General features: G+C 64.9%; 21 protein-coding genes and 1 pseudogene. 7 read left to right on the top strand and 15 right to left on the bottom strand.

The genetic code is table 11. The features are described from left to right. Positions 1–80: 80 nt before the first annotated feature. The 3 genes from ABIB99_RS14710 to ABIB99_RS14700 all read left to right on the top strand — a co-directional run bounded on the left by ABIB99_RS14710 (position 81) and on the right by ABIB99_RS14700 (position 2,608). A complete protein-coding gene (locus ABIB99_RS14710) occupies positions 81–209 on the top strand; it encodes a hypothetical protein (protein ID WP_256376468.1) in 129 nt (42 codons plus the stop codon). 158 nt (positions 210–367) lie between these two features. Continuing rightward, positions 368–1,003, top strand: a complete 636-nt coding sequence (gene upp / locus ABIB99_RS14705) for a uracil phosphoribosyltransferase (protein WP_085405247.1) — start codon at positions 368–370, stop codon at positions 1,001–1,003. A gap of 33 nt (positions 1,004–1,036) precedes the next feature. Continuing rightward, entirely contained in the window at positions 1,037–2,608 is a 1,572-nt protein-coding gene (locus ABIB99_RS14700; RefSeq protein WP_063981381.1) for an AMP-binding protein, read from the top strand. Between the two features lie 23 nt (positions 2,609–2,631). Here ABIB99_RS14700 and ABIB99_RS14695 read toward each other — a convergent pair whose 3' ends face one another. The 5 genes from ABIB99_RS14695 to ABIB99_RS14675 are packed head-to-tail and all read right to left on the bottom strand — an operon-like array spanning position 2,632 to position 8,024. Continuing rightward, positions 2,632–3,864: an acetyl-CoA hydrolase/transferase family protein gene (locus tag ABIB99_RS14695; protein ID WP_063981380.1), complete on the bottom strand. Its 1,233-nt coding sequence runs from the start codon at positions 3,862–3,864 to the stop codon at positions 2,632–2,634. A 31-nt stretch (positions 3,865–3,895) separates the two neighbouring features. Continuing rightward, on the bottom strand, positions 3,896–5,062 hold the full coding sequence (locus ABIB99_RS14690) for an acyl-CoA dehydrogenase family protein (RefSeq protein WP_063981379.1): 1,167 nt from the start codon (positions 5,060–5,062) through the stop codon (positions 3,896–3,898). Between the two features lie 36 nt (positions 5,063–5,098). Beyond that, positions 5,099–6,388 (bottom strand): TRAP transporter large permease, encoded by a 1,290-nt coding sequence (locus ABIB99_RS14685; RefSeq protein ID WP_063981378.1) that lies wholly within the window; start codon positions 6,386–6,388, stop codon positions 5,099–5,101. A 12-nt stretch (positions 6,389–6,400) separates the two neighbouring features. Next, positions 6,401–6,955 carry a TRAP transporter small permease gene (locus tag ABIB99_RS14680; RefSeq protein ID WP_187387944.1) on the bottom strand — a complete coding sequence of 185 codons (555 nt, stop codon included), beginning with the start codon at positions 6,953–6,955 and terminating at the stop codon, positions 6,401–6,403. 40 nt (positions 6,956–6,995) lie between these two features. Continuing rightward, complete coding sequence (locus ABIB99_RS14675) at positions 6,996–8,024, bottom strand: TRAP transporter substrate-binding protein (protein WP_283017524.1); 1,029 nt, start codon at positions 8,022–8,024, stop codon at positions 6,996–6,998. A 225-nt stretch (positions 8,025–8,249) separates the two neighbouring features. Between ABIB99_RS14675 and ABIB99_RS14670 the strand changes: the two genes are divergently transcribed. From ABIB99_RS14670 to ABIB99_RS14655, 4 genes and pseudogenes are all read left to right on the top strand, one after another. Continuing rightward, on the top strand, positions 8,250–9,452 hold the full coding sequence (locus ABIB99_RS14670; RefSeq protein ID WP_354176320.1) for a CaiB/BaiF CoA transferase family protein: 1,203 nt from the start codon (positions 8,250–8,252) through the stop codon (positions 9,450–9,452). 30 nt (positions 9,453–9,482) lie between these two features. After that, a pseudogene (locus tag ABIB99_RS14665) lies at positions 9,483–9,950 on the top strand (MaoC family dehydratase); the annotation flags it as partial. Continuing rightward, on the top strand, positions 9,950–10,801 hold the full coding sequence (locus ABIB99_RS14660; protein ID WP_354176318.1) for an HpcH/HpaI aldolase/citrate lyase family protein: 852 nt from the start codon (positions 9,950–9,952) through the stop codon (positions 10,799–10,801). The pseudogene ABIB99_RS14665 and the gene ABIB99_RS14660, both read left to right, overlap by 1 nt. Positions 10,802–10,818: 17 nt before the next feature. Then, positions 10,819–11,562 (top strand): IclR family transcriptional regulator, encoded by a 744-nt coding sequence (locus ABIB99_RS14655; RefSeq protein WP_028160691.1) that lies wholly within the window; start codon positions 10,819–10,821, stop codon positions 11,560–11,562. A gap of 10 nt (positions 11,563–11,572) precedes the next feature. On the opposite strand, the gene ABIB99_RS14650 is transcribed toward ABIB99_RS14655, so the two are convergent. From ABIB99_RS14650 to ABIB99_RS14605, 10 genes are all read right to left on the bottom strand, one after another. Beyond that, complete coding sequence (locus ABIB99_RS14650; RefSeq protein ID WP_354176316.1) at positions 11,573–11,989, bottom strand: hypothetical protein; 417 nt, start codon at positions 11,987–11,989, stop codon at positions 11,573–11,575. A gap of 143 nt (positions 11,990–12,132) precedes the next feature. Beyond that, positions 12,133–12,813 carry a transporter substrate-binding domain-containing protein gene (locus ABIB99_RS14645; protein WP_354176315.1) on the bottom strand — a complete coding sequence of 227 codons (681 nt, stop codon included), beginning with the start codon at positions 12,811–12,813 and terminating at the stop codon, positions 12,133–12,135. Between the two features lie 148 nt (positions 12,814–12,961). Further along, positions 12,962–13,753 (bottom strand): fumarylacetoacetate hydrolase family protein, encoded by a 792-nt coding sequence (locus ABIB99_RS14640; RefSeq protein ID WP_354176313.1) that lies wholly within the window; start codon positions 13,751–13,753, stop codon positions 12,962–12,964. A gap of 88 nt (positions 13,754–13,841) precedes the next feature. Beyond that, a complete protein-coding gene (locus tag ABIB99_RS14635; RefSeq protein ID WP_354176312.1) occupies positions 13,842–14,660 on the bottom strand; it encodes an alpha/beta fold hydrolase in 819 nt (272 codons plus the stop codon). After that, complete coding sequence (locus ABIB99_RS14630; protein WP_354176311.1) at positions 14,660–15,448, bottom strand: SDR family NAD(P)-dependent oxidoreductase; 789 nt, start codon at positions 15,446–15,448, stop codon at positions 14,660–14,662. The genes ABIB99_RS14635 and ABIB99_RS14630 overlap by 1 nt, the downstream gene beginning before the upstream one ends. A gap of 9 nt (positions 15,449–15,457) precedes the next feature. Further along, positions 15,458–16,429, bottom strand: a complete 972-nt coding sequence (locus tag ABIB99_RS14625; RefSeq protein ID WP_354176309.1) for a Bug family tripartite tricarboxylate transporter substrate binding protein — start codon at positions 16,427–16,429, stop codon at positions 15,458–15,460. 40 nt (positions 16,430–16,469) lie between these two features. After that, a complete protein-coding gene (locus ABIB99_RS14620) occupies positions 16,470–17,906 on the bottom strand; it encodes an MmgE/PrpD family protein (RefSeq protein WP_354176308.1) in 1,437 nt (478 codons plus the stop codon). A gap of 17 nt (positions 17,907–17,923) precedes the next feature. After that, positions 17,924–19,378 carry an MmgE/PrpD family protein gene (locus ABIB99_RS14615; protein WP_354176307.1) on the bottom strand — a complete coding sequence of 485 codons (1,455 nt, stop codon included), beginning with the start codon at positions 19,376–19,378 and terminating at the stop codon, positions 17,924–17,926. Continuing rightward, a complete protein-coding gene (locus ABIB99_RS14610; RefSeq protein WP_354176306.1) occupies positions 19,368–20,402 on the bottom strand; it encodes a PdxA family dehydrogenase in 1,035 nt (344 codons plus the stop codon). The genes ABIB99_RS14615 and ABIB99_RS14610 overlap by 11 nt, the downstream gene beginning before the upstream one ends. Before the next feature lie 18 nt (positions 20,403–20,420). Further along, on the bottom strand, positions 20,421–21,749 hold the full coding sequence (locus tag ABIB99_RS14605) for a cation:dicarboxylate symporter family transporter (RefSeq protein WP_354176304.1): 1,329 nt from the start codon (positions 21,747–21,749) through the stop codon (positions 20,421–20,423). Positions 21,750–21,851 lie beyond the last annotated feature (102 nt).

Raw genomic sequence — 21,851 nt, 5'->3', positions numbered from 1 at the left:
GATCGCCATCCTGGTTGCGGTGATGGGGGCATTGCTGCTCGGCATGCGCATCGGCGCCGCGCCTGCCACGGACAAGTAGCATGCAGCTCCTCAAGGGAAATCTGGAGCAGGCGGTCACGACGACGATCCTGACCATGACGCTGAGCCTGATCTGGGGCGCGATCCTGACAATCGTGATCACGCTCGTGGCACGCGGGCTGGGAGTTTAGAATCCGGCACATCGATGGACCGTGAATTGACCATGGCTGCCTACGAGGCCAGCAGCCGGGTGCGCAGCGCCGTCGCGATGCCCGCCTGAGGCCGCGTATCCCCGCGAAAAGATCTGGCCGATCTGGCGCAATTTCACGGAACCGTGTAGATCGGTTTCATGAGCACAAGCAGCGTCAATGTCGTCGCCCACCCCCTGGTCCAGCACAAGCTCTCCCTCATGCGGGAGAAGGACCGCTCGACCAAGAGTTTTCGCGAGATCCTGAACGAGATCGGGATGCTGCTCGGCTACGAGGTGACGCGCGATCTGCCACTGGAGCTCGTCGAGATCGAGACGCCGATCTCCCCGATGCGGGCACCGAAGATCGCCGGCAAGAAGCTCACGCTGGCGCCGATCCTGCGCGCCGGCGTCGGCTTCCTCGACGGCATGCTGGCGCTGATGCCGTCGGCGCGCATCGCCCATATCGGGCTCTACCGCGACCCCGAGACATTGCAGGCCGTGGAATATTACTTCAAGGCGCCGCAGGACCTGTCCGACCGCACCGTGATCCTGATGGACCCGATGCTGGCGACCGGCAACTCGGCCTGCGCCGGCGCCTCCCTGCTCAAGGCGCGCGGCGCCCGCGACATCCGCTTCGTCTGCCTTCTGGCCGCGCCCGAAGGCATCGCGCAGTTCCAGAGCGAGCATCCCGACGTGCCGATCTGGACCGCCGCGATCGACGAGCGGCTCAACGACCACGGCTACATCGTGCCGGGCCTGGGCGATGCCGGCGACCGGATGTTCGGCACCAAGTAGACAGGTCTGCGCGATCGGGTTAGTCCGGTTGCCATGAGCGTCAACCAATTCTCGCTTCAATCGCTGATCGGCACCGAAGGCGCCGAGCCCGCCTTCGTGTTTGACCGCAGGCCGGTCTCGCGCGCGGAATTCTCCGGGAAGGTCGAGCAGACCGCCGCATGGCTTGCCGCGCAAGGCATCGGCCAGGGCGACGTGGTCGCGGTCTGGCTGGTCAACCGGGTCGAATGGATCGCACTGCTGTTCGCCGCCGCCCGCTGCGGTGCGATCGTGGCCGCGGTCAATACCCGCTACCGCAGCGCGGAAGTCGGCCATCTGCTCAAGGTGTCCGGCGCCAGGCTGATGGTGGTCGAGGCCGCCTTCCGCTCGATCGATTTTTCCGCCATCCTCGCCGAGGTCAGCAGGGACGAAGTGCCTGCGCTGCAAAGGCTCGTGGTGGTCGGCGGGGATGCGATCCCCGCACACTGGCCCTGTGCGCACTTCGATGCGTTCGAGAAGTCCTATCCGCCAGCGCCGCCGGCGCAGGACGATGTCGATCTGCCGGTGCTGCTCTACACGACATCGGGCACGACCAAGGGGCCGAAGCTCGTCGCGCATTCGCAGCGGACGCTCGCCACGCACGCCGCCTCCGTCGCCAAGGCGCTAAAACTCGCGCCACAGCGCCATTCGCTGCTGGCCATGCTGCCGTTCTGCGGCACCTTCGGCATGACCAGCCTGCTCGGCTTCATCGCAGCCGGCGCGACCATCCATGTGCTCGATGCTTTCGAGGCGGCATCAGCGTCGAAGGTCCTTGGCGAACACAAGATCACGCACGCCTTCGGCTCCGACGAGATGTTCCGCCGCATCCTCGCGCTCGCCGATGCGCCACGGCCATTCCCGCATCTCGAAGTCTGCGGCTTCGCCGCGTTCCAGCCCGGCTGGCGTGAGCTCGCCGCGGAGGCCGAGGCGCGCGGCATGCCGCTGTTCGGCCTCTACGGCTCGAGCGAGGTGCAGGCGCTGTTCTCGATCGCCCGCCCCGGTGATGCCTTCGCCGATCGCATCGAAGGCGGCGGCTGGCCGATGTCTCCCGGCGCGAAGGTGCGCGTGCGCGATACCGAGACCGGGGAGCTGGCGGCGCAAGGCATCTCCGGCGAGATCGAGATCAGCGCGCCCTCGTGCTTCCTCGGCTATTTCAACAACCCGGATGCGACGCGCGATGCGATCACTGCCGACGGCTTCTTCCGCACCGGCGATATCGGCCGCCTGCGCGGCGACGGCGCCTTCGTCTACGAGACCCGCGCGGGCGATGCGATGCGGCTCGGCGGCTTCCTGGTTGCGCCGGGCGAGATCGAGGACGAGCTCAAAGCCTGCACGGGGGTTGCCGACGCCCAGGCTGTCGCGATCGATCTTAGGGGTCAGGCGCGCTGCGTCGCCTTTGTGATCCCGGCCAAGGAGCCGCCGCAGCAGGAGATGCTGGTGGCGCGCCTGCGCGAGCGGCTCGCCGGCTACAAGGTGCCGGCCCGAATCTATATCGTCGACGCTTTCCCCGTCACCGACAGCGCCAACGGTGTGAAAATCCAGCGCGCCCGGCTTCGCGCCATGGCAATGGAACGGATCGCCGCCGAATAGGCCGGCCTGTTTCAGATAGCTCGCTAGTGCGCGGCGCGAAGTTGTGCCGACAGCGCATCGCGGTGCCCGGGCGCCGCGATCGCGATCATGCGGCGCGCGCGCTCGGCAAGTCCGCAACCGCGCAGCTCCGCAACGCCCCATTCGGTCACGATGGCATCGACGTCGGCGCGCGGCGTCGTCACGGTCTCCACATTGACGACAATGCGGCTGGTCCCGTCGGACGCCGTCGCCGGCAGCGCGATGATCGCCCTGCCCCCGGGCGATGCATTGGCACCGCGCACGAAATCGAGCTGCCCGCCGATGGCGCCGATCGCGACGCCGTTCAGCGTCTCGGAATTGACGCTGCCGTCGAGCCCGACCTGGAGCGCCGAGTTGATCGCGACCAGCCGGCTGATCCGCGCCAGCACGTTCTGGCCGTGCGTGTACAACGTCGGTCGCACCGAAACAGCCTTGTTCTCGTGCACGAAGCGATAGAGCCGCTTCGTGCCGATCACCTGGTTCGTCACCGTGATCCCGGCATCGATTCCCTTCTCCGCATTCGTCACCGCGCCGCGCTCGATCAGGTCGACGACGGCGTCGTTGATCAGGCCGGAATGGATGCCGAGATTGCGCGCATGCGACAGCGAAGACAGGATCGCATCCGGAATCCGGCCGACGCCGAACTGAAGCGTGCTGCCGTCGGCGATCAGGCTCGCCGCATGTGACGCGATTTTCCGTGAGACGTCATCAAGTGGCGCCGGCGGCAGTTCGACGGGCGGACGGCGAGCGGCGACCCGCAGATGGATCGGCGCGTCCGCAGGCCATTCCGCGCCAAACGTCCAGGGCGCATCCGGATTGATCTCGGCGATGACGATGCGCGCGCCCCGTGCGGCATCGATGACATAATCGTTGGAGAGGCTTGCGCTCAATCGACCATCGCCGGACTCGGCGAGTTGCACCAGCACCACATCCGCACGGTGGCGCCGTGAGGCGAAATCGGCGCAGAAGGCGCTGTAGTTGCTCGGGATCACGTCGAGCCGTCCCGCTTTCGCGAGCCGCCGCGCATTCCCGATCACACCATAGCTCTGGAACGAGATGTTGGGCGCGCACGCCGCGGAAAAGGTGTCGGAGAATATTGGACCGACCATCATGCGGAACGCCGGCAGATGCCCGGCTTGCGCGACCAGCGCTTCGGTCAGGGTGACCGGCTCAGCCGTTGCCTGCCCGCACACGACACGGTCGCCCTCCCGGATCAGGCCGGAGAAGTCGACTTCCATTGGCGTCCCCGCTAAGCGATCCGCGCGAAGACTAGTAAGACTTCGCCAGACCGAGCACCTTTTCCGCAATGAAGCTGAGCGCGAGCTGCGGGCTGACCGGTGCGATGCGCGGGATCAGGACTTCACGCAAATAGCGCTCGACGTGGAATTCCTTGGCATAGCCGAAGCCGCCATGGGTCATCACGGCCTGCTCGCAGGCATGGTATCCGGCTTCGCCTGCGAAATATTTCGCGGCGTTCGCACCAGCGCCGCTGGGCAAGCCCTTGTCGTACTGCCAGGCTGCCTGCATCACCATCAGCCAGGCCGCCTCGAGCTCGACCCAGTTCACCGCGAGCGGATGCTGGATGCCCTGGTTCTTGCCGATCGGCCGATTGAACACCACGCGCGTCTTGGCGTATTCGGTCGCGCGCGACAGCGCGAGCTTGCCGAGGCCGACGGCTTCGGCGGCGATCAGGATACGCTCGGGGTTCATGCCTTCGAGGATATACTGAAAGCCCTTGCCCTCTTCGCCGATGCGGTCCTCCATCGGGATCTCGAAATCCTCGAAGAACAGCTCGTTGGAATCGACGATCTTGCGACCCATCTTCTCGATCTCGTGGACCTTGATCTTCTTGCGATCGAAATCGGTGTAGAACAGGCTCAGCCCATGGGTTGGCGAGCGCACGTCCTCCAGCGGCGTGGTGCGCGCCAGCAGCAAGATCTTGTGCGCGACCTGCGCGGTGGAGATCCACACTTTCTGGCCGTTGACGATGTAGCGGTCGTTCTTGGCCACAGCACGCGTCTTGAGCTGCGTGGTGTTGAGGCCTGTGTTGGGCTCGGTGACGGCGAAGCACGCCTTCTCGCGGCCCTCGACCATCGGCGGCAGCATGCGCTTGCGCTGCTCTTCGGTGCCGAACACCACGACGGGGTTGAGCCCGAAGACGTTGATGTGCACCGCGGAGGCGCCGGACATGCCGGCGCCGGATTCCGCGATGGCGCGCATCATGATCGCGGCTTCGGTGATGCCGAGCCCGGAGCCGCCATATTCCTCCGGCACGCAGATGCCGAGCCAGCCGGCATCGGCCATTGCCTTGTGAAAGTCATGCGGGAAGCCGCCGTCGTGGTCCTTCTTCAGCCAATAGGCGTCGGGAAAGTCCTCGCAAACTTTTGCAACGGCGGCACGAATGGCTTCCTGCTGATCGGTGAGCGCGAAATCCATGTTCTTGATCTCCTTATTGGGAGCCGAGCTCCGATCCTAGCGCCCCATCTGCGAGGGCAGCCAGAGAATGATCGAGGGAAACGCCACCAGGATCGCGATTGCGATCAGGTGCGCGATGAAATGCGGGAAGGTACCGTGGAAGACTTCCGCCACCGGTCGCTTGGCATAGCGGGCGACGATAAAACAGTTCAGCCCGACCGGCGGCGTGATCATGCCGACCTCGGCGGTGACGATCTTGATGACGCCGAACCAGATCGGATCGAAGCCGAGCGTCTTGATCAGCGGCAGCACGATCGGCACGGTCAGCACCAGGATTGCGATCTGGTCCATGAACGAGCCGAGCACGATGTAGCCGCACAGGATCAGCGTGATGATCACCCAGCGCGAAGCGGGCAGGCTGCCGATCCAGGCGACGAGGTCCTGCGTGACATGGGTGAGCGTGAAGAAATAGCCGAAGATCGAGGCACCGACCAGGATCATGATGATCATGCAGGTGCCGTGGCAGGCGCGCAGCAGCGTCGCATAGAGCGATGACGGCGTGATCTTGCCCTTGACGATGGCGAGCAGGAAGGCGCCGAACGCACCGAAGGCGGAGGCTTCCGTCGGCGTCGCGACGCCGAGATAGATCGTGCCTGTCACGATCGAGAACAGCACCACCATCGGCGAGACCTGCCACAACAGCGCGAATTTCTCGCGCCACGGTACAGACTTCGCGGCCGGTGCGCGCGAAGGGTCCTGCCAGACCAGGAAATAGATCGTGGCCATGATGGTGAACGTCACCAGGATCGCCGGGATGATGCCGCTGATCAGGAGCTTGCCGATGTTCACCTCCGCCAGCAGGCCGAAGATGACGAGCGCAACGCTGGTCGGCAGCAGCATCGACAACGTGCCTGAGATCGCAACGACGCCGGCCGCCATCTTCGGCTCGTAGCCCTGGCGGATCATCGCCGGCAGGCTGGTCGAGGACAGCGTCGCGGCCGATGCCGTCGAGGTGCCGCAGATCGCACCGAAGCCGGCGCCTGCGAGCGCAGTTGCCATGCCGAGGCCACCGGGAATGCGGCCGACCCAGGCCGATGCCGTCTTGAACAGATCGTCCGCGACGCCCGACAGCAGCACGAGGTCTGCCATCAAGAGAAACATCGGAATGGTGATCAGCTCGTAGGCCGAGACGGTCGAGAGCGGCGCGGTCTGCAGGATGCCGAGCAGCGTGGGCCATCCGCCGACCATGACGAGGCCGACCGAGCCGGAAAAGGCCATGGCGAAACCGACGGGCGTGCCGAGCGCGAGCAGGCCGAATAGCAGGGCGAGAACGATGAAAGGGGTCATGAAGGCCTGCCGTTACTCGAAGCTGCGTGCTTCGCCGACGCCGGTCACCGGCGGCAGCGGATACAGATCGCGGCCGCTGACGAGGCTCAGCACGTTGCCGACGAGCTGCAGCGCGAGCCGCAGCACCAGCACGCCGCAGCCGAACGGCACCAGCGCCGCCGAAATCCAGGTCGGCCAGGGGATCGCGCCGGAGAGCACGTCGTGCTGCTCGTAATTCTCCAGCGCGCGCTCGAAGCCGACCTTGCAGATTAGGATGAACACGAACAAGCCGGCGAGCGCGGTGACGATCTCGGACAACCGCCGCCCCGTCAGCGAGAAGCGCGACAAGAGGATGTCCACGCCGACATGGACATGCTCACGCAAGGCGTCCGACAGCGTGAAGAAGAACACACCGGCGAGGAGGTAGAGTCCGATCAGATCATAGGTGAAGGAGAACGGACTGTTCAGCGCGTAACGCATGAACACGTCGGTCACCACCAGCAGCATGATCACGAACATGAACACCACCGCGATCACCGTCAGCGCGCGTTCCAGCGCGCCGAGCACATCTCCTGCCCGTTTGATCACCTCTAGCGTCTCCCTGTTGGATATCGGACTACCTGGCGCTTTACTTGGCGCCGCCCGCGGTGAGCAGATCGTCGAACTCCTTCAGCGCGGCAGACGCCTGCTTGCCGCGGCTGTCGAGCCCGCTCGCCCACTCCTTGCCGACGCCCTTGAGCTTGTCCTTGATCTCGGTGCGCGTCGCCTCTGGCAGCGGATCGAAGCTGATGCCTTCGTCCTGCATTTGCTTCTTGGTGACTTCGCCTTCCTTTTCGACGCCGGCGCAGGCTTGCGGCGTAATCGCCTCCGAAGCCTCGTTCATCGCCTTCTTCACGTCGTCGGGCAGCTTGTCCCAGACCGACTGGTTGATGGAATAGGCGACGATGAAGCTGCCGAAGCTGACGCCTTCGGTGGCGTGCTTGACCAGCTTGTCGAGGCCGTAGGAGACGACGCTGTCGAGCGGGAACAGCAGGCCGTCCATGGTGCCGCGCGACAGCGACTCATAGGCATCGGGCGCAGCCATGCGCACCGGCACGGCGCTGAGCGCACGCAGCGTCAGGTCCTGCGCGCCGCCCGTGGTGCGCAACTTCAGGCCCTGCATGTCCTTGGTGGTTTCCACCTTCGACTTGACGGTCCACACCTGGTAGGGCGGCAGCACTACGGCGAGCAGCAGCTTGATCTTGTTCGGCGCGTATTCCTGCTTGGCGAGAATGCCTTCACGCGCGATCTTCCAATAGGCGAGTGTGCCCTGGCAGCTGGTTGCGAACGCACCCGGCAATTGCGCGACTTCCGAGAGCGGCATCTTGTCGGAGACATAGGACGGTCCGATGTAGCCGATGTCGACCACGCCGGACTGCGTCAGACGCAACATGTCGGCGGCTTTGCCGATCTGCTGGTTCGGATAATAGGTGAAGGTCACCGTGCCATTGGTGCGCCTGGTGACGTCGTCCATCCAGGGCTTCAGCATCAGGCGGACGAGATAGTGACCGGCGGGGAAGCTATCGGCGACCTTCAGCTCCAGGGCCTGCGCCTGCAGCGTCGAGACCGGCAGCGAGAGAGCGAGCACTGCTGCGGCCCTGACCAGATTCTTCTTCATGTCGTTCTCCTTGACGCGTCCCCACGCCGAACGCGGCAGCGAATTGCTGCGGCGCCGTCCGGCCCTCGCTCTATTTCTTGCTTGAAAATGTACATATAGGTGAATTTATCTGTCAAGTATATGAACTATGCATGGAGCTATGCGTCGTAGACCGGAGCCGTCGAATTGACACGGCTACTTTATGAACTTTAACTCCACCTATATGAATTTATCCAACGAGGCCTCATGGGACCGCTCGCCGGCTTCACCATTCTCGACCTGACCTCGGTGCTGATGGGCCCCTACGGCACCCAGGTGCTGGCGGACATGGGCGCCGACGTGATCAAGGTCGAAAGCCCCGAGGGCGACATCGTTCGCCAGATCGGTCCCGGCCGCACGCCCGGCATGGGCGGGATGTTCCTCAATGCCAATCGCGGCAAGCGCAGCATCGTGCTCGACCTGAAGAAGACGGAAGGCCGCGACACCTTGCTGCGGCTGGCGAAGCAGGCCAACGGGCTCGTCTACAATGTGCGCCCGCAGGCGATGGCCCGGCTCGGCCTCGACTACGAGACGCTAGCCGCGATCAATCCCGCTCTCGTCTATGTCGGCGCGTTCGGCTACGGCCAGTCCGGCCCCTATGCCGCAAAGCCCGCCTATGACGATCTCATCCAGGGCGCCGCCACGATTCCGACGCTGCTTGCGGCGGCCGGCGACGGCACGCCGCGCTACGTTCCCGTCACCATCGCCGACCGCATCGTCGGCCTGATGCTGGTCAATGCGATCATGGGCGGGCTGATGCATCAGAGCCGCACCGGCGAAGGCCAGCGCATCGACGTTCCGATGTTCGAATCGATGACGGAGTTCGTGCTGGTCGATCATCTGGGCGGCCTCACCTACGATCCGCCGCTCGATCATGGCGGCTATGCCCGCCTGCTGTCGCGCTATCGCCGCCCCTACAAGACCAGCGACGGTTATCTCTGTGTCCTCATCTACAACGACAAGCACTGGCGCAGCTTCTTCGAGGCGATCGGACAGCCGCATTTCCTCGATCAGCCGCGCTTCGCCAACCATGCGTCGCGGACGAAGCACATCGACGAGATCTACGAGGAGATCGGCCACATCTTCCTCACACGCACCACCGCAGAATGGCGCGATCTGCTCGAGCGCGCCGACATTCCGGTGATGCCGATGCACACCCTGGAAACGATCCTCGACGATCCGCATCTCCAAGCCGTCGACTTCTTCAGGACCGTCGATCATCCCGTCGAAGGCCGGATTCGCCAGATGCGCGTGCCCTCCACCTGGAGCGTGACCCAGCCGGAAGCCGCCGGCCCCGCACCGACGCTCGGCCAGCATGGCCGCGACATTTTGCGCGAGGCCGGCTTCTCGACCGAGGAGATCGAGCAGCTCGCAGAGCAAAAAGCAGTTCACCTGGCCGCGCCGCCCTAACGGCAGCGCTGGCCAGAATCGCAGCGATACAGGGAGGAAACCGCGATGGCCGGACTTTATTTCGAGGACTTTTCCGTGGGCCAGGAGTTCAGGCATCCGCTGACCCGGACCGTCACGGAGATGGACAACACCATGTTCAGCCTGCTGACGCTCAACCCGCAGCCGCTGCATATCGACGCGCATTTCGCTGAAAAGACCGAGTTCGGCCAGCGCATTTTCAACAGCCTTTACACCCTCGGCATCATGATCGGCATGACGGTCTATGATACGACCATGGGGACCACCGTTGCCAATCTCGGCATGACCGACGTCACGTTCCCAAAACCGGTCTTCCATGGCGACACCTTGCGGGCGACGACGAAGGTGCTTTCGTTGAGGGAATCCAAATCGCGCCCGAGAGCGGGTATCGTCGAGTTCGAGCACCACGCCTTGAACCAGAACGACGAGATCGTCGGCAAATGCCGCCGCATGGCGATGATGCACAAGAGGCCGGTCTGATGCGTTCGATGCTGTTCGTGCCGGGGGATTCCCCGCGCAAATTCGAGAAGGCGAGCGAAGGCAAGGCCGACGCGCTGATCATCGATCTCGAAGATTCCGTCGTCACGGAGAAGAAGCCGGAAGCGCGCGGGCTGACGCTTGCGATGCTGAAGGGCCGCCCCGGCCCGCATCAGCTCTATGTCCGCGTCAACGCGCTCGACACCGGCATGACGCTCGCCGATCTCGCCGCGGTCATGCCCGGCAAGCCCGACGGCATCGTGCTGCCGAAATCGCAAGGCGGCGACGACGTGCGCCAGGTTGCAACCTGGCTCGAAGCCTTGGAAGCCGCGGCCGGCATCACGGTCGGCGCGACCCGCATCGTCTGTGTCGCGACGGAGACGGCCAGCTCGATCTTCGGGCTTGGCAGCTACAAGGGCTGCTCCCCTCGCCTCGCCGGATTGATGTGGGGTGCGGAAGATCTCTCGGCCTCGCTCGGCGCCACGGAAATAGCCGCGGGCGGCGTGTTCCACAGCCCCTACCGCCTCGCGCGCGATCTCTGCCTGATGGCGGCGGCCGCAGCCGAGGTCGCGCCGATCGACACCGTCTATACCGACATCGACAACCTCGCCGGCCTCGAGCAGGAAACGCGTGCGGCGCGGCGCGACGGCTTTTCGGCGAAGGCGCTGATCCACCCCAAACATGTCGACGTCGTCAACGCGGCATTCGAGCCGACCGAGGCTGAGCGCACCTGGGCGGAAAAGGTGATCGCCGCATTCGCGAGCAATCCGAACTCCGGCACGCTGCGTCTCGACGGCCAGATGATCGACAAGCCGCATCTTCGCGCCGCGAAGAAAATCCTCGGCCAGACCTAGATCGGAACGCCGCCACCATGATCGTTCGCCAAGCCGCAAACGTCCTGGAGATCATGGAATTCTTCGCGCAAACGAGGAAGCCGGCGACGCTTGCCGAGATCGCCGATCATTTCGGCTGGCCGCGCTCGTCGACCTTCAACCTGCTCGCGACGCTGTCCGAGAAGGGCTACCTCTATGAACCGCGGCCGCGCGCCGGCTTCTATCCGACGCCGCGCTGGCTGGCGATGGCGCGGATGATCTCCGAGGTCGAGCCGCTGCCGCCGTGGACGCATCAGCTAATCACCGATCTCTCCGCCGAGACCGGCGAGACCGCATCCATCGTGGCGCCGGCCGGCGTGATGGCGGTGTTCATCGACGTCGTCGAATCCCAGGCCGCGATCCGCTATTTCGCGACCATCGGCCACCGCGTGCCGATCCACGCCACCGCCAGCGGCCGCGCGCTGCTGCTGCAATATTCGCAGGAAGAGCGCGACTCCGTCTATCGCAAGATCGAGTTCAAGCAATACGGCCCGTCGACGCCGATCAGCATTGAGGCCGTCGAGCTCGAGCTGCGCAATTCGATCGCGCGCGGCTATTGCCAGAGCTTCGCCGATTACAGCCGCGATCTCGCCGGAGCTGCAATCCCGCTACCGATCGGCGATCGCAGGCTCTCGGTGGTCGTTGCAGGGCCGGAATTTCGCATTGGTCCAAAAGTGCCGGAGGTGGCCGCGCTGATCGCACGGACCGTCGACCGGCTGCGGCCGAAGACGACCGCGGCCTAAAGCCGGAGCCTCATTCGAGTCCCTGAACGGGCGGGGTCGAAGTCTCCGCCGGCGGAGCCGGGGCAGCTTGAACTGGCTGCACCGGGGGCGTGGCTTGAGCCGGCGGATTGCTGGCAGCTCTGATCTGGCCGTTAGCATTCATCGCCTCACGCGCGCGCGGCGGAGCGCCGGTCGCGGCTGCGCGGTACGCCTCGCGGCGTGGCGGCTGCTGGTGTCTTGCCGACCGCGAACCTCTCACGCCCCATGACCTCGCGATTGAAGGACCGGCGGTATAGCCAATCACTGCACCCGCGACCGCACCGACCGGACCGAGCACGACGGCCCCGGACACGGCGCCTATCGCCGCAGCACCAGCGCGCTCCTGCGCAACGGCGCTCGCAGGCACGCCAGCCAGCAGCACGACCGCAATGATCAAAACTTTCTTCATCGGAGCGCCTCCCTCTCGGGAGATCACTCTTACTCAAATATGGCCGCACGAGGTTTGTTCGTTGCCCAACACGGGGCAATGACCGATGGAACTCCGGCAATTCAAAGACCTCCGCCGCCACTCGTGGTTCCAGCGGGGCCAGATCACGGCGCGATCTTGTCGCTGGTAAATCCGTTACCATCGAGCGCACGACGCACGGTGCCGTCCACCTTGGCTTCATCCAGGAAGCGCGCCGCCCAGACCTTCGCCACGGCCTTGCCCTTGGGGACAACCACGACCACGCCGGTCGACTGGATCACCTCATCCAGCACCTTGGTTCCGGGCAGTTTGCGCGAAAGATCTTCCAGGGCTCCCATTCCCATGGCGAGAGCATCGAGTTCGCCTCTGCCGATCAATTCGGCCGCCTCTTCGGGCTTCACGAACTTTGTCAGCTTCGCCTGCTTCAAGGATTTCTCGACCGTGCGTGACGTCGATGTCCCTTCGATGCAACCAACCCGCGTGCCGGCGCGATCGACATCCGCAACGATCCGGATGTCCGAACCGGCGCGCACGAGATAGCCGCTCATATAGGCGACGTAAGCGGGGCCCTGGTCCACGAACGCCTCGCGCTTGACGTCCGCCGGCATGAAGGAGAGATCCCAGAGGTCCTTGCTGCTGGCCGCGGCGATCTCGTCGGAGCTCTGGTATTCGACGAGCTGAAGCGGAACGTGCAGCTTGTCAGCGGCAGCCTTGGCGAGTTCGACCGTAACGCCGCGCGGTTTTCCGGTCGATGGATCGCGCGTCGTCCAGAACGCCGACGCGGCCGGGCCGACGGCCACGGCCACGCGGTGCGCTCCCTCGCCCCGTTCTTACGGGGAGAGGGTTGGGGTGAGGGGCTGCCTCCGCACGCGAGATCGTCGAAAGACCTGTCCCCCCTCACCCGGATCGCAAGAGCGATCCGACCTCTCCCCGCAAGCGGGGAGAGGTAAAGAACTACACGATCTTGATCGACATATCCGGCAAGCCCTCGAGCTTGCACAAGAGCACGTCGCCCTTCACCACCGGGCCGACATTCTCCGGCGTGCCGGAATAGATGATGTCGCCGGCTTTCAGCTCGAACGCTTCGGAGAGCTTTGCTATCTGCTCGGCAACGCTCCAGATCATCTTGCTGAGATCCGAGTTCTGTTTCACCGTGCCGTTGATCGCGAGCGAAATCGCGCCCTTCTCGAAATGGCCGGTTTTGCTCACGGGGTGGATAGGGCCGATCACCGCGGCATGGTCAAAGCTCTTGCCGATCTCCCAGGGCTTCTTCTCCGCGGCCATGCCGTTCTGGAGATCGCGCCGGGTCATGTCGAGGCCGAGCGCGTAACCATAGACATGGTCGAGCGCCTTCTCGGCCGGGATGTTGGTGCCACCGGACTTCAGCGCGGCAACCAGCTCGACCTCGTGGTGATAGTTCTTGGTCAGCGACGGATAGGGATGGTCGGCAACCTCGCCGACCGCGACGTTCTGGATCGCGTCGGTCGGCTTCTGGAAGAAGAACGGCGGCTCGCGGTTCGGATCCGAGCCGCGCTCGATGGCGTGCGCGGCATAATTGCGTCCGATGCAGTAGATGCGGCGAACCTGGAACACACTCGTTTCGCCGACGATCGGGATCGAAACCATCGGCACCGGGAAGATCGGCTTGGGTGCGGCCTGCGCCGCAGCCGGCGCCACCTCAGTGAGGCCCGCCGCCGTCATCGCGGCTGCGGCCGTGAGCACGCTGCGTCGCGTGGTTTTTGTCATGGCTTCACCCCCTGATATTTGCCGTTTCTTGTCGAACGGTAGTCTTAGAGCCAAATGCAGGGCGGGCCAATGGCCCGCCCTGTACGTCTTAAGTCGCGACGCGATCGAAGAACGCGCGAACTTTTTGCGCGCATGCGTCCGGGTCAGTCGCGGCTACGTGATAGGAATCGCCCGGCAGCACTTCCAGCTTCGAGCCCGGAATCGTTTCCTGCCATGCCTTCACGGAGGCGACGTCGCCGAGACCGGAGCCGGTCGTGGTGATCACCAGCGTCGGACGCTTGATAGACGGAAGCTCGCCGGTGACGTCGACGGTCGGCACCATCTGAAGGAACGCTTCCAACGTCGAGGCCTTGGTCTTCGTCATCAGCTTGATCCACCAGTCCAGCGCCGCCGGCGGCAGCGACGAGCCGAGCCGGCCGGCCGTGGTCTCGCGCACCCAGGGCTCGACGCCCTGCTCGCGGATCTGCTTGCGCCAGGTCGGCGCCCGCTCGTTGAATGAAGTAAGCGAGGCCGGCGCACCGACCGCGGCGACGGCGATCACGCGATCCGGGTGTTTTGCCGTGAGATGCATCGCCAGGGTGCCGCCGATCTTGCCGCCGACCAGGAACACGCGATCGAGCTTCAGCACGTCCAGCATCCGGATGATGTCGTCGCCAAGGCCGGCGAAGCGATAGACATAATCGCCCTGCATCGGCGTCGAATCGCCGTAGCCGCGCAGGTCCGGGCGCACCACGAGGTGATGCGTGGCGAAATAGGGCACCCAGCGCCGGAACGCCTCGCCGCTTTCGGCGAGCCCGTGCAGCATTACGACCGGCGGCTTGGTGTCCCACGGCAGCAGATAATCGTCGATGCGAACCGCAAGCTCGCAATCCTCGCTGACGCCGATTTTCCGCAGTTCGCTACCCATCAGATACACCTCGTTCCACCGCCATCGACATTGATGCAGGTACCAGTAATGAAGGACGCGCGGTCTGAACAGAGGAACGCGACGAGGCCGGACACTTCGTGCGGCTGCCCGACGCGGCCGAGCGGAACCGAGGCGATCGCCGCAGCATTGGTCGCGCCCTGATCCTGGCCCGAGATGGCGGCTCCTTGCGAGATGAGGCTGTCCCAGCGGTCGGTCTGCACCGGTCCGGGATTGACGCCGGTCACCAGCACATTGTCGGGCGCGCATTCCTCGGCGAGCGCCAGCGTGAAGTTGAGCAGCGCCGCGTTGACCGCGCCGCCCGCCATATAGGCCGCGCGCGGCTGATGCCCGCTGCGGCCGATGATGTTGATGACGCGGCCCCAGCGGCGGTCGCGCATTTCAGGCAGGACATTGCGCGCGCAGCGCATGTAGCCGAGCAGCTTCAGCTCGATCGACTTGGCCCAGGTCGCATCAGGTGTCTCCGCGATCCGGCCCATCGGCGACGCGCCGGCGTTGTTGACGAGGATATCGATGCGGCCAAAGGCCTCGCGCGCGGTGGCCATCGCGCGGGCGATGTCGTCGGGCTTGGTCATGTCGCCGGCACAGGCGATCACGCGCCGGCCCGTATCCCGCGACATCTCCTGCGCGGACGCGGCAAGGCGCTCCGCGTCGCGCGCGACGATGACGACATGCGCCTGCTCGCGCGCGAGTTCGGCGGCAATGGCACGGCCGATGCCGATGCTGCCGCCGGTGACGACGGCAACCTTGCCGCCCAGATTGAGATCCATGACGCTACCCTAATCCACTGTGGCGCCGGACGCCTTGACGAGCTTGCCCCACTTCGTGGTTTCGTCCGCCATGAACTGCCCGAACGCCGAACCAAACACCGTGCCGGGCTCGGCGCCAAGCTCGGCAAGCCGCTTCTTGACATCCGGCATCTTCAGAATGGTCTCGAGCTCGCCGCTCAGCTTGGCGAGCGCGGGCGCAGGCGTCTTGGCCGGCGCCACCAATCCGAACCAGGACGAAGCCTCGAAGCCGGGAATGGTGTCAGCCACCGTCGGCACGTCGGGCAGTGCTTCCGCGCGCTTGGTGCCGGCTACCGCGATCGCATTGATGGCCTTGCCCTGCACCTGCGGCAGCACCGCCGGCATGTTGTCGAACATGAAGGGGATCTGGCCCGCGAGCAGATCGTTCATCGCCGGCGCGGCGCCGCGATAGGGCACATGGACGATGTCCACACCGGCCATACTCTTGAGCAGCTCGCCGGCGAGGTGGTTGGTCGAGCCGATGCCGGACGAGCCGAAATTGAGCGAGCCGGGCTTGGCCTTGGCCAGCGCGATCAGCTCGCCGACATTCTTCGCCTGCACCGACGGGTTGACGACCAGCACAATCGGCACCGAGGCGATCAGCGCCACCGGCGCAAAGGCCTTGGCGGGATCGAACGGCAGCTTCTTGTAGAGCGAACCGTTGATCGTCAGCGGAGGCGGCGCGGTCAGCAGCAGGGTGTAGCCATCGGGCTCAGCGCTCGCCACCGTCTCAGCCCCGATATTGCCGCCGGCGCCGCCGCGGTTCTCAACAAGGAAGGTCTGGCCGTTCCGCTCAGTCAGCTTCTGCGCGACGATGCGGGCGATGATGTCGTTGGACCCGCCGGCCGGGAACGGCACGATGATCTTGACGGGGCGGGAGGGATAATCCTGCGCTAGAGCCGCGCCGGAGAACAGAACGGCCGCACAGCCGGCCAGAAAGGTGCGTCGCATAACCCCGCGCATGGGCACTTCCTTGATGTTTGTCTTGTTGTTGATTGATTCATCACGCCGTCAGCAATGGCCTCAACTTGCCGACGTCGTCAAGCCGTTCGAGATTGCCGATCTGGTCGATCAGCTTCTCGGCCCTGTCGCTGCCCAATACGGGTGCAATCAGATCCCGTGTCTTGGCCGCCACTGCCTCCGTACTCAGCGGATTCTCCTTGGTGCCCGGCGGATATTTCGTGAAGTGCTCGACCTTCTTGCCATCGGTCAATGTCACCTCGACGACAGCACCACGCGGCGCTGCCGGGTCCATCAGTGCCTTGTCGCCGGCCAGCGTCACCTTGGCGCGTTGCTCCAGGATTTGTGGATCATGCATCAACGCGACGTCGTGACTGTCGTTGAACGACACGGCGCCCTTGACCAGCGCGACAGCCACGAGATGCTGGCAGTTGACGTCTGGCATCGCGCTCTCGCCCACAATTCCCATCGCATCGGTCGGCAGCTTGACCAGGATGCTACGCACGTTATCTGGCGCGAGGCTGTACCGCTTGCGCAGCGTCAGCATCGCATCCAGCGGCGACTGGATGGGATAGCCGACCGAGAAGGTCTTGATTGCGGTCTCCGTGACGTAGAAGCGACTGCCAAGCTCTTTCACCATCTCTTCCGGCTTCGGATCGCTCGACAGTGCAATGAAGAGATTATGCGTGCCGTCGAGCACGTCGTCGACGCCTGTTAAGCCATTCTTCACCATGTCGACGGCCATCACTCCGTTGCGGGCCCCCATGCCGGCGAAGTCGAACGCTTTCTCGATGTGGTCGTGGTCCTTCACCCAGCTCCAGAGGCCGGAGACCTGCTGCGACGAATAGGAGATCGCGTAACGCATTCCCTTCTCATCTAACAGCGCCAGCGAGGCGGCGGCACCAAGCGCGCCGAAGGTCGATGACGTCCCCTCTGCGCTCCGGTGCGTACCGCGGACGAGATCCGGACCCAGCGCCATCAGCAGGCGGCAGGTCAGGTCGTAGCCGAGCGTAACGGCGCGAATGAAATCCTGCCCACTGCGATGCTCGCGCTCACCAATCGCGAGGGCGGCGGGCACGACCGAGCATCCCGGATGCGCCTTGGTGACGGGCTCGAAATCGTCGGTCTCGTCGGCATGCGCACACATCGCGTTCGCCAACGCCGCGTTGACAGCCGTGGTCCGGAAATCGGAGCCGACGACGGACGCCTGGGCATCGCCGCCGAGGGTGCGCACATACTTCAGCGCCATTTCGCCCGGCTTCATTCGCGAGCCCGAAACCATCGCGCCGAGCGTATCGAGAATGCGGTGCTTGCATTCACGTAGCACCTGCTCCGGCAGCTCCTGGTCGCGCGCGACGACCATGTAGCGGGCAAGGCGCTCCGTCACCCCCGGACCTTCGGCGAGAGCCGCACGGCCGCCGGTCGCGGCCAAGGCGGCAACCGAGCCGGCGGACTGCAGGAAACGGCGGCGTGACAGCATGCTTCTCTCCCCCGCGGTCAGGACGCGACCGACATCCTTGCGATCTCCGCCGCGTTCGGCAGGTTCTCGACATTCCAGCAGGCGTCCATCACGCGCCGGATCGTCGCAGCAGGGATGATACCCTCGGCAAGGTCCGAGAATTTGGTTTCGAGCTGCTTGTCCGTCATCGGAACCTCCACGCTGCCGATCGCATGCTCGATGTAGCGGTTGAGCTTGCGGCCGTCCTTGAGCACGATGGTGAGATCGACCTGCTCCGGCTTGATGCCGGGTGTGATCACCGGATTCACCTTGCCGCGCAGCGCGACGACGGTCGAATCGGTCACGGCGCGATCGCTGAACTGCTTCTCGCCGCCGGCGCCCTCGACGATGGCGACCGCGACCGCGTGATAGATGCTGAACTTGCCTTCGAGGCCCGCCTTCGGCGTCTTCTTGCCGGTGAGTTCCAGCACCAGCGGATGGACCTTGAGGTCGACGCGCTCGATCTGGTCCGCAGTCACCTTGCTCTCGTTACGGAGCTGGATCGCAGCGTCGATCGCCGGGTGCATGACGATGCCGCAGGCGAATGGCTTGTAGGTATTGAGCGCGGCCTCATAGCGTTTGCCGAGGTCGCCCAGGATCTCGTTGTAGTCCTGCTTGGTGCTGATCGTGTTGGCCCAGCCGCGCTTGGCCTCGATCATGGCGTCGGACGAGGTGAAATTCTTCGAGGCCAGGATCGCCGCGAAAATGCCGCTTGATGCGGCACGGCCTGGATTGAAGCTCTTGTTCATCGAGCCGAAGGATTCGCGCAGGCCCACCGGCTGCGAGGCGGCAAGGCCGAGCGCCCATGTCATCTGCTGCTCGTTCAGCTTCAACAGCTTGCCGACGGCCGCGGCCGAGCCGAACACACCGGCGGTGCCGGTGATGTGCCAGCCGACATCGTAATGGTTCGGATAGACCGAGTTGCCGATCCGGCACTCGGTCTCGACGCCGAGCACCAGCGCGTTCAGGAAATCCTTGCCCGATACCGGCTGCATTTCCGACAGCGCGAGAATGGCCGAGGCCACTGGACCGGCAGGATGGATGATCGTCTTCAGGTGGGTGTCGTCATAGTCGAAGATATGGCTCGACACACCGTTGATGAAGGCCGCGTTCATGATGTCGAACCGCTCGCGCCGCCCGAACAGCGAGGCCTGCTGCGGCCCGGAGAACGGACCGAGCGCGGAGACCGCGATATCGACCGTCTCGTGATGCGAGCCGCCGATGGCGACGCCGACCCAGTTCAGCAGCGTGCGCACGCCTTCCTTGCGCACATTGGCCGGCAGGTCGTCATAACTCGCGGTCACGAGATAATGTGCCAGCGCACGCGTCACCTCCTTGGGCGGCGCGGCGGCGGGCGTTGCGGCCGGCGTCTGCGCGAAGGCGGCGTTCGCGCCGACGGTTGCTAGCGGCAGCGCGGCCGCCGCCTGGAGCAGGGTCCTGCGATCAGTGTGCATGGGCAGCCTCCTTGACCTTGATCGATACCAGTTGCGCTGCAAGGCGGACCGCGCTTTCGAGCGCGCCGGTCTTGGCGACGCCCGTGCCGACGATGTCGAACGCGGTGCCGTGCGACGGCGTGGTGAAGACGGTCTCAAGGCCCGCGGTGACGGTGACGCCGCGGTTGAAGCCGCGCAGCTTGGTCGCGATCTGGCCCTGGTCGTGATACATCGCGACCACGCTGTCGAACTCACCGGCGAAGGCCCGGACATAGACGGTATCGGCGGGATAAGGTCCCGTGCAGGCAATCCCCGTCTTCGCGGCGGCTTCGACCGTCGGCCGGATCATCTCGATCTCGTCGCGGCCGAACAGGCCGTTCTCGCCGGCATGCGGATTGAGCGCGGCGACCGCGATGCGCGGCCTGGCGACACCAGCCCTCCGCATCATGCGGTCGACCAGCTCGATCGAGTCGGTGATGCTCTCCGGATTGATGCCGTCGAGCGCCTCGCGCAGCGATTGATGCCCGGTGACGCGCGACATCCACTGGCCGTCGAGCACGTTCATCTCGGAGAAGTAAGTCTTATGCCCGAGCAGGCTCGCGAACATCTTGTGCTCGTCGGGGAACTTCCAGCCGCCGTCGAACATCGCGCGCTTGTTCAGCGGCGCAAACGTGATCGCGTCGACCTCGCCCGCCTTGGCGAAATCGATCGCACGCGACAGCGTCTCGCCGGTCAGCCGGCCCGATTCCGCGCTGGCTTTGCCGATCGGGAATCTGGCGGGATCGGTGTTGCCGAGGTCGACGAGCTGCACAGCGCCGCGGCCCCAGTTGGCCGCCTTGGGCGAGGCAATCCGCTCGACCTTCAACTTCACTCCGGCATGCGCGATGCCCACCTCGAGCACGCGGGCATCGCCGACCACGACGAGGCGGGCTGCGTCAGCAAGCCGGTCGTCGGAGAGGATACGCGCGATCTGTTCGGGGCCAATGCCGGTACAGTCGCCAGGGGTCAGCGCAATGACGGGCAGTTCGTTGGTGTTGGTAGCCATATTGAAAGCCTTGGATCCTTACTTCACTGCTTGGATTTGAGCGGCGGACTGGGCCCAGTCCTCGCGGTTGAATTCTCCATCCCACTTCGCGACCACGATGGCGGCGACCGCGTTGCCGATGGTGTTGGTGATGGCGCGCGCCAGCGACATGAAGCGGTCGATGCCGAGCAGCAGCGCCAGTCCCTCCGCCGGCAACCCCGCGGCGATCACCGTCGCGGCGAGCGCGGCGAAAGCGCCACCGGTGACGCCCGCGGCGCCCTTGCTGGTGAACAGCATCACCGCGAACAGGCTCAATTGCTGGCCGGCCGAGAGTTCGATGCCGTAGACCTGGGCGACGAACATCGTGGAGAGCGGCAGCGTCAGCGCGACGCCATCGAGATTGAAGGAATAGCCGGAGGGAATGACGAGGCCAGCTACTGCCCGCCCCACACCCGCCTTCGGCAGCTTCTCCATCATGCCGGGAATGGCGGTTTCCGACGACGAGGTGCCGAGCACGACCAGCAGCTCGTTGCGCAGCAGGCGTAACAGGTCCATCAGGCGGATGCCGGCGAAACGGCAGATCGTGTTGAGAATGACGAAGATGAAGAACGCCATCATCGCCCAGGCGGTGCCGACCAGCAGCGCCAGCGCATAGAGCGTGGCGGCGCCGAACTTCGCCACGGTGAAAGCCATGGCACCAAAGGCGCCGATCGGCGCCAAGGCCACCACGACATGCACGACGCTGAAGACGAGTTCGGTGATCCGCTCAAGGCCCGTCCGCAGCGGCGCTGCCTTTTCGCCGAGCAGCAGCGAGCCGATGCCGCACAGAAGCGCGAGCACGAGCACCTGGAGCACGTCGCCGGCCGCGAACGCGCCGACAAAACTCTCCGGGATCATGTGCTGGATGTAAGCTGACAGCGACCCGACATGGGCCTGCGAATAGCGCGCGACGGTCTCCGCCTGCTGCGCCGTGGCATGCGCCACGCCGGCGCCGGGCTGCACCCAGCGCACCACCACAAAACTGATCAACAGACAAACGGTCGTCACCGCCTCGAAATAGGCGAAGGCCTTGAGCCCGATGCGGCCGACCGCCTTCATGTCGCCGACCTGCGCGATGCCGGTGACCACCACCAGGAAGATCAGCGGCGCGATCGTCATCTTGATCAGCGAGATGAAGGCATCGCCGAGCGGCTTGAAGTCGACGGCGACGGTCGGAAGCAGGAAGCCGAACAGTGCGCCGAGCGCGGCGCCGGCGACGACCAGGACATATTGCTCGCGCCAGAGCGGCTTGCGGCGGCGTTCGGAAACCGGGCGCGACATCGGCTCAGTCGATATGGGCTCAGACAGCGGCGTTGCGGCGATCTGCAATTTGCTTCCTCCAACGGCATCGTCGCGCCATGCGAAGGTGGCGCTTTGTTCTTGTCTTGCGATGCCGTTTACATTGGACCAGCGGCGTGTCAGGCGCTAATG

This window comes from Bradyrhizobium sp. LA6.1 (assembly GCF_040547805.1).
GTDB lineage: Bacteria > Pseudomonadota > Alphaproteobacteria > Rhizobiales > Xanthobacteraceae > Bradyrhizobium > Bradyrhizobium barranii.
Note: the sequence above shows the minus strand (reverse complement) of the source record. Positions and strands in the feature narration are given on the sequence as shown.